At 64.0% G+C, this 7,246-nt stretch carries 7 protein-coding genes and 1 pseudogene; 3 read left to right on the plus strand and 5 right to left on the minus strand.

All coding sequences use genetic code 11. From position 1 onward, the window contains the following. Positions 1 to 74: 74 nt before the first annotated feature. The 3 genes and pseudogenes from P3H15_RS52600 to P3H15_RS52610 all read left to right on the plus strand — a co-directional run. Positions 75 to 677: pseudogene (locus P3H15_RS52600) on the plus strand (hypothetical protein); the annotation flags it as partial. Between the two features lie 160 nt (positions 678 to 837). Continuing rightward, positions 838 to 1,098 (plus strand): hypothetical protein, encoded by a 261-nt coding sequence (locus P3H15_RS52605; RefSeq protein ID WP_276144593.1) that lies wholly within the window; start codon positions 838 to 840, stop codon positions 1,096 to 1,098. A 112-nt stretch (positions 1,099 to 1,210) separates the two neighbouring features. Continuing rightward, a complete protein-coding gene (locus P3H15_RS52610) occupies positions 1,211 to 2,788 on the plus strand; it encodes an alkaline phosphatase (protein WP_276144594.1) in 1,578 nt (525 codons plus the stop codon). 139 nt (positions 2,789 to 2,927) lie between these two features. Here the strand turns inward: P3H15_RS52610 and P3H15_RS52615 are convergent, their stop codons facing one another. The 5 genes from P3H15_RS52615 to P3H15_RS52635 all read right to left on the minus strand — a co-directional run bounded on the left by P3H15_RS52615 (position 2,928) and on the right by P3H15_RS52635 (position 6,710). After that, the gene (locus P3H15_RS52615; RefSeq protein ID WP_276144595.1) at positions 2,928 to 3,596 is read right to left on the minus strand and encodes an alpha/beta fold hydrolase; all 669 of its coding nucleotides are present in this window, start codon (positions 3,594 to 3,596) and stop codon (positions 2,928 to 2,930) included. Positions 3,597 to 3,775: 179 nt separating this feature from the next. Then, positions 3,776 to 5,254, minus strand: coding sequence for a hypothetical protein (locus P3H15_RS52620; protein ID WP_276144596.1), 1,479 nt, complete (start codon positions 5,252 to 5,254; stop codon positions 3,776 to 3,778). A gap of 128 nt (positions 5,255 to 5,382) precedes the next feature. Further along, a complete protein-coding gene (locus tag P3H15_RS52625) occupies positions 5,383 to 5,697 on the minus strand; it encodes a ribbon-helix-helix domain-containing protein (protein ID WP_128644088.1) in 315 nt (104 codons plus the stop codon). Positions 5,698 to 5,758: 61 nt separating this feature from the next. Continuing rightward, positions 5,759 to 6,034, minus strand: coding sequence for a hypothetical protein (locus P3H15_RS52630; protein ID WP_276144597.1), 276 nt, complete (start codon positions 6,032 to 6,034; stop codon positions 5,759 to 5,761). Positions 6,035 to 6,134: 100 nt separating this feature from the next. Continuing rightward, positions 6,135 to 6,710: a Clp protease N-terminal domain-containing protein gene (locus tag P3H15_RS52635; protein WP_276144598.1), complete on the minus strand. Its 576-nt coding sequence runs from the start codon at positions 6,708 to 6,710 to the stop codon at positions 6,135 to 6,137. Between the last annotated feature and the right edge of the window lie 536 nt (positions 6,711 to 7,246).

A 7,246-nucleotide genomic window follows, 5' to 3' on the forward strand; every position in this document is an offset into this window, starting at 1 on the left:
GGATACCTCACCCCAGTGGAGTTCGAACAACGGCTGATCGCGTCGTCTACGCTGTCAGTTGCCGCATGAAATCCGGTGTCCACTCTCAAGGGGCAACCTCATTCTCCGGCACCGCCTCGGTCCTGGTCGCGCCCACCACCGGGCGGGAAGCGGTCAAACGGGCGATCGACCGGCTGCAGCTGAGCGAACGAACCGCGCCCGGTGAGGGCATCTTCGCCGCCCTGGGGTCCATCGACACCCTGGCCGCGGTCCTCGGGGGCAGCGATCAAACCCCGCCCGCGCACATCGTGTTGATGTCCGACGGCAAACAGACCGTGCCGGTGAGTCCGGACGATCCGCGCGGCGGATTCACCGCCGCGCGGGTGGCACACGAGAAGGGTGTGCCGTTCTCCACCATCTCCTTCGGCACCCGCCACGGAACCGTCGCCATCGAGAACGAGCGCATCCCGGTCCCGGTCGACGACGACGGGCTGCGGGAGATCGCCCGCCTCGCCGGCGGGTCGTTCTTCACCGCCTCCAGCCTCGAGGAGCTCCGCTCGGTCTACGACACCCTGCAGGAGCAGATCGGTTACGAGATCACCCGCGGCGACGCCAGCCGGATCTGGCTGGTCGGCGGGTCCCTGTTCGTCTCCGCCGCGGCCGGCACCGGCCTCGTGTTGAACCGCCGCATCCCCTGAAAACCCACGCTCGGCGCCATCGCCCTCGACAGGAACCCCACCGGGACCGCGAGTTTCGGCTCCGCACCATCCGCCGCAACCGCGACCCACAATCGCTGCGCACGGACATCGTCGGGACCAGTCGGCCCGCCTGCCTTCCGGCGGAGAGAAGACTGGTCTCATGACTGGTCACCGGTGGTGGGCACCACTGCTGCCGCATCGCACACCGACGCCTCCATCAGCGGAGGATTTGTATGACGACCTGCGGGAACGACTGCCCGCGGAGCTGCGTGATCAACCCGACGATCAGATCCCGCGGCTCTGGGCGGCGTGGTCCGAAGCCCGATCCGGATACGACGCCGCCCATCTCATCCGCACCTTCCAGCTCGCCCCGGCGCTCGCACATCGCCTCGTCGCCCTCGCACACGAGCGGCAGTCCTGACCCACGAAACGGTCCGGGATCTGCGAATGGGTGGCAGCCGCCGGCGCCACACAGCGGTTCGAACCGCATCGACTACTCGGCCGGCCGTCACGGCCGGGTTATACCGTGGTGTATGCCCCTCTCCCGTCGGCAGTTGTTGCGAGCAGGTATGGCCGGATCGGCTGCGGTGCTGGTGGGTACGTCGGCGGTGAGCAGCGCCCGGTTCCCCGCGCCGCGGTGGCGAGCAGAGGACCCGTTCGCACTCGGTGTGGCATCGGGCGATCCCACACCAGATGGTGTCGTCCTGTGGACCCGCCTGGCACCGGATCCGCTCGCCCCCGGCGGGCGCGGCGGCATGGGGTGGGATCCGGTGACCGTCGAATACGAAGTCGCACATGACGAGAACTTCCGGCAGGTGGTGACCCGCGGTACCGCGGTTGCGACCCGCGCACTCGCCCACAGCGTGCATCCAGAGATCCATGGTTTGCAGCCTGCTCGCTGGTACTTCTACCGATTCCGGGCCGGCTCGGCGATCTCCCCGGTGGGCCGAACCTGCACGGCCCCGGCTCCAGGGCAGCCCGCGACGCGGATGCGTTTCGCGTTCGCTTCCTGCCAGTCGTGGAGTTCCGGTTTCTACACCGCCTACGAGCACATGAGCGCCGAAGACCTCGACTTGGTCGTCCATCTGGGCGACTACATCTACGAACGCGGATGGCGGCGCGGCCGCGAGGGAATGTCGATGGGAGTCGACCGGGGCGAAGCCGTCGATCTGCCCAGCTACCGGCTGCGCTACGCCCAGTACAAAGCCGAGCGGCCGCTGCGCGACGCCCATGCAGCGTTTCCTTGGATCGTGACCATGGACGATCACGAGGTCGACAACAACTGGGCCGCTGATTCGCCGGGACTGGGCTTCGATGTCTACCGAGTCTCCGCACTGTTCCGCCGGCGACGCGCCGCCGCCTTCCAAGCGCTCTACGAACACCAGCCGCTGCGACTCGCGCAGCTGCCCTCCGGGCCCGGTATGCGCCTGCACCGCCGCTACCTGTTCGGCGATCTCGCGCAGATCACCATGCTCGATACCCGGCAATACCGGGACCGGCAGGCCTGCGGGGGAAACGTCACCGCGAACTGCGCCGACCGGCTCGACACCGACCGCACAATACTGGGTGCACAGCAACGCAACTGGCTGCTCGACGGATTCACCGGCTCCCCGGCCCGTTGGCAGATCATCGGCAATCAGGTGGCGATGGGCCAGACCGACAACGGCCCCGGACCGGACACCGTCGTCTCCTCCGACTCGTGGGACGGATACGTCGCAGATCGCAACACCGTCCTCGGCGCCACAGCGGACCGCGGCGTCCGCAACCTGGTGGTGGTCACCGGCGACCGTCACCAGAACATCGTCGCCGACCTGCGCGGGGACTACGCCGACCCCGAATCACCGGTCGTCGCGTCGGAGATCTCGGGAACGTCGATCACCTCAGGCGGCGACGGCGCCGACATCAACGACACCGGGCGCCGCCTGCTGGTTGCCAACCCCGACATGAAATTCTTCGACGCGCAGCGCGGATACGTGCGCGTCGACCTGGACCCTCAGATGTGGCGCAACGACTTCCGCGTCGTTCCCTATATCCGTCGCCCGGGTGCGCCCATCCACACCCGCGCCAGCTTCGTGGTCCAGGATCAGCGACCCAACGTCACCGAGGCGTGACCGCCGGATACTGCCACTTACGACGCCGCAAGCCAGATCCGCCCCGAACTCCGCGCAGCGGTGCTACCAGTGCCGAGCCGCATGGGCCAGCGTGCGCCTGCCAGACGAACGGGCCCGGGCATGCGGACAGGGACGGGCTTCAGGAGCCGAGGAATCGACGGATCTCCGGGACGACGGCGTCGGCGAGATTGTCCGCTGTCCGCAACGCGTCGAACGACACGTTCCGCGCGAGTGTCGCATTCGGGATGGACGCGCTCATGCGTTCGGCGAGCGCGGCCGGATGGCGCTCGTCGGCGCCGGGGACGATAAGCACCGGAACGTCGATCGCGCCGAGTTCGTCGAGCGTGCGGAATGAGCGGTCACGCCCAATGGCGGCCGCGGCGGCGACGCTGTCCGGGTCGGCGCGGGGTATCGCAGAGCGCACCAGGTTCCCGATGAGGGGTTGCAGGTGGGGAAGGAACAACTCCCACGCCGCTTCGATACCCTCCGCTCGCACCCGTTCGGCGAAGCGGTCCATCAACATGGTTTCGGCGGATTTCGCCTCATCGTCCTCGATATCCTCGGCACTGTTCACCACCACCGCCCGCACTCGTGAGGGGTGGGCAAGAGCGGCGCGTAAGGCGATGGTCCCGCCCAAGCCGGTACCGCCGACCGCCGCCTCCGCCGCGCCGAGATGGTCGAGTAGGGCGATCACGTCCTCGGCATAGCGACTCCACGTGTGCAGAGCCGGATCCCGGCACACCGAGCGGCCGTAACCCCGCACATTCGGAACGACGACGGTGAACAGGTCCGCGAGACGATTCGCCATCGGCAGCAGGCTGTGATGGTTCGGGCCACCACCGTGCAACAGTCGACGACCGGACCCCTCCCGCATGCGGCGGCGAACAAGCTGGTCCCGTCGTCACCGCGGTAGTCGATTTCACGCATCGCCGTCCGTTTCTCATCTGCGTCGCAGGAGGATAAAGTGCCGCGCCCGTCGTGTGGTAATTAACTCGGCATAGCGATGGCGACTACCGAGATGAAGATTGCAAGGATCGCCAAGACCATTGCGATCTGTTGCAGCCGGAAATTGGCAGCCGTCGACTCGATCGATGCTCGCAGTTCCAGCTCTGACCTGAGCAGAGGAATGGTCTCGCCAAACCATTCAGCGCGGTCTTCGAGCGACGTCCTCAGCATCTTGTCGAAGAAGAGCTCGTCAACCTGACCGTCACCCCAGTCGTGAATCTGTTTGTATTCATCAAGTTCATAGGTCCAGCGGCGATCGTTGGAGACCCACTTGCCAACCTCATTCGAGACGATCGTGGCATCAAAGATCGTGTTGCTCAAAAGTTTGCTCGCGCGTTCCAACGAGTCGATGGTCTCTGTGCGCAATGCGTTCTGGCTGACCTGTTTGATGAAGTTCCACCTGCTTTTCTCTCTTGTTGGATTGCGCGCCAAGTCATCGCGAAGCTGCGCTATCGTTCCTTCGTAGCATTCGATGAGGCACTTGATCGCCCATCGCACCATGAGTCCGCCGAAGCGGTTCTCGATGAAGTGGTCGTCGGTGTAGGGCCCGCCAAAGGTAACGCCGTCCCGTGGGGATTCATCGACGGTGAGCTTGTGGCCGCACACTATCGTCCACGGATCGTCATCAGGTCTGAAGGAAGTAGCGATCTTCCAGTCGGGCGTAGAAGAGCTGGTATAGGCGTCTCCCTCAACATCAATGGACAGCAAGTATCGGTAGTCCTCGAGATGACTGCTGATCTCCTCAACCGGTACGTCCGGCAATTGAGGTCGGGTGAAAGGTGTCGCAAGCTTAGTTGTGATGACTTCAATCGCGGGCAGCGATGCCTTCTTGAAGTCGGTGATCATCGTGCCAGGGAAGACGCGGGCAACCCACAGGCTTGCCGCTTCGCGAACACGCGTGCGTTCTTGCGTAATCGCTGCTTGCTTGCGATGAAACGCAGTGTAGTGACGAAGACCTCTGCCGAAGGTGTCGATGCGCAAGTATCTGTTCGTGTTCAGCTCATCGTTCAGGGCATTGGCCGATTCGTCGGAGAGGGTAAACGTTGCTAAGAGGACTACCACGCTCGGGATCGGCGACATCGCTTTGAGCCGAACCCGATCGAAATCCTCTGGCAGGTCGGCAGCGATGTCATCCATCCACTTTCGTTCAGTTCCCCGCCGGTAGAGTGATGCGGCAACTACCCACCCGCCTGTGCTGCTAGTGCGTCTGACTGAATCGGCCCATTCGTAAATGTCGGGTCCGCCAAACGGATTGTCAGGTTCGATGTTGAGTGCCTTGCATCCTTCGACCAGTCGATCTAGATCGCCACCGACGTAGCACTCGGAAACCTGCAGTACACGGCGCTGGACATCTTCTCCGGAAGGCAAGCGCGTTGACTCGTTTTGCCTCTCATCCAGTTCACGATCGAAGTCCCCCTCCGGGTCTGGATATTCGGGCCGATCTTCGTGAACTACCGCCATTGTTCTTGATGTCCAATCTGTGACTGGGCGCAGCAGCCTCTCCACTGGGCGCGTTGCTCGTCACGAGCGTTGTTTTCCCAATGTGTGACCGCCTCGCTGAATACGGGTCCGTCGCGGCCTGGCTGTGGTCAGGCGGAGTGCCTCTGGATGTACTCCTCGACGGCCTCACGCATCAGTTCGCTGGGCTTGCGGTGCTGGCGTTCAGCGAGTTCGTCGAGCTTGTTGCTCAGCGGCGCCGGCAGTCGGACCTGACGCTTGGGTGATTCGCCGCTGGCTCCGGCCAACGACGGACGCCCGGCGCCCACCCTTTCGAGCAGTTCGCGCCCCGCTGCGGCGGCCTCGGCGCCCCGCTTGGCGGTTGCCGAGTTCTTCGGCAGCGTCATCTCGTGCTCGGCCCACTCGGCGAGCTCGTCGTAATCGGAGTTCTTCTCGTTGCTGTTCATCGGTATGTCACCCCTTCGAGTGCGGTTAGACCGGATGCCTGCGCAACCGGGGATCGGGCGGTCACGGCTGGTCCTTCATGCGGTGGAGATGCTTCTGCCGCGCCTGCATCACATGGAAAACCACCATGCCCCGCGGCGGAACGATTTCCACCATGACTTCGAGCAACGGACCCCCAAGTATGCGCGGAGGACCGATGAAGAGCCAAGGCTTCGAGTGGCCGGGAACGCGTGGTTCGTCGAACTCTTGCTCGACGTAGACGGCGTTCTCGATCGCGTGCAACGCATCGTCGCGGTCGATGCCGTGCTTGTCTGCGCTGGTCGCCCATTCGATCGCCACACTAATACTGTACTACAGAAATAAGGATTCTGTACTACGAAATTAAGGGAACGGCACATTGGATCGAGTGAGGAGGACGCCTCTTGGACGCCACTGCGGGCTATTCGGGTTGTTCGGTGTCGAGGGTGTCGGTGATGCGGTCGTGGACCGGCGGTTTCGAAGGTTCTGGCCGGCGGTGTGAGCGGCGGCGTGGGTGCGGGTGTGTTCGTCGTCGCTGAACCGGATGGGGATGGGTGGGGCCTGGGGTGGGCCTGTGGGCGTGTTCACGCATTTCGCTGATGCTGAGGGTGACAAGGTCGGTGAGGATTTGTGCGCCGGTGAAGGCGGGGTCGTCGAGTAGGGCCAGGAGGAGGTGGTCGGTGCCGATTTCCTCGTGCCCGAGCAGGGCGGTCTGGCGGAGGCTGCCCTCGAGGACCTTCTTCGTCTTCGCCGGTGATTGGGATGTGTCCGGCGGCCGGGGCGGATCCCGTCGGTGCGCTGACCGCCCTCGGGCTTGCTCTCGAGTGCCGGGGCGGTGATGCCCCATGAGGTCTGTGCTGCCGTTCCGGGGCCGCCGGCGTCGAAGATCCCGACGAGCAGGTGTTCGGTGCCGACGCCAGTTCTGGTGGTGGGTGCGGGCGGCACCGGCGAGGACGACCACTTGACGGGCTTGATCGGAGAATCTCTCGAACACCATGACGCGCTCCCTCCCCAGGCGTCGCCGCGAGCGTTGCGATCCACTGCTGAATTCCCCTGCTGCGCATTCTGGGCGGTGTGCAGGTGGTTATGGGTGGGATCGACGCGACCTCGGCCCTCGCGGGCGTAATGGTGCTGTGACCTGGTGTGATGACATGTTCCCGGTTTGTGATGTAGGGTGCCGGCGACTTGGTGGGGGAGTGCCGGCGCCGGGGGTGTCAGAGGCGCTCGGGTGTGTGTTTCGCCCGATCTGGAGCCAGTTTTGAAAGATGTTGATTGACAACATCTTTCGGTAATCAGTTGATGAGTAAGGTTTTATGTATGTTATGCACAAACTTCAGATTGTAAGGTTCGTAATTTGTTGTAGATGAATAGATTTGTGTGTTTCGAGTTTTTCGACTGTTTTGGGCTGCGTTGGGGATGGTTGGTATGCTGTGGGTATGACATGGAGCGGTACGGGAAGGCGAGTGGGCGGCGGGGCGGGCGCGCGCCCCGTCTCCTCAGCCTCGTTGGGGTGTGGGGGACCGGATCGAACGG

Source organism: Rhodococcus sp. T2V, from assembly GCF_029269925.1.
Classification (GTDB): domain Bacteria; phylum Actinomycetota; class Actinomycetes; order Mycobacteriales; family Mycobacteriaceae; genus Rhodococcus_F; species Rhodococcus_F koreensis.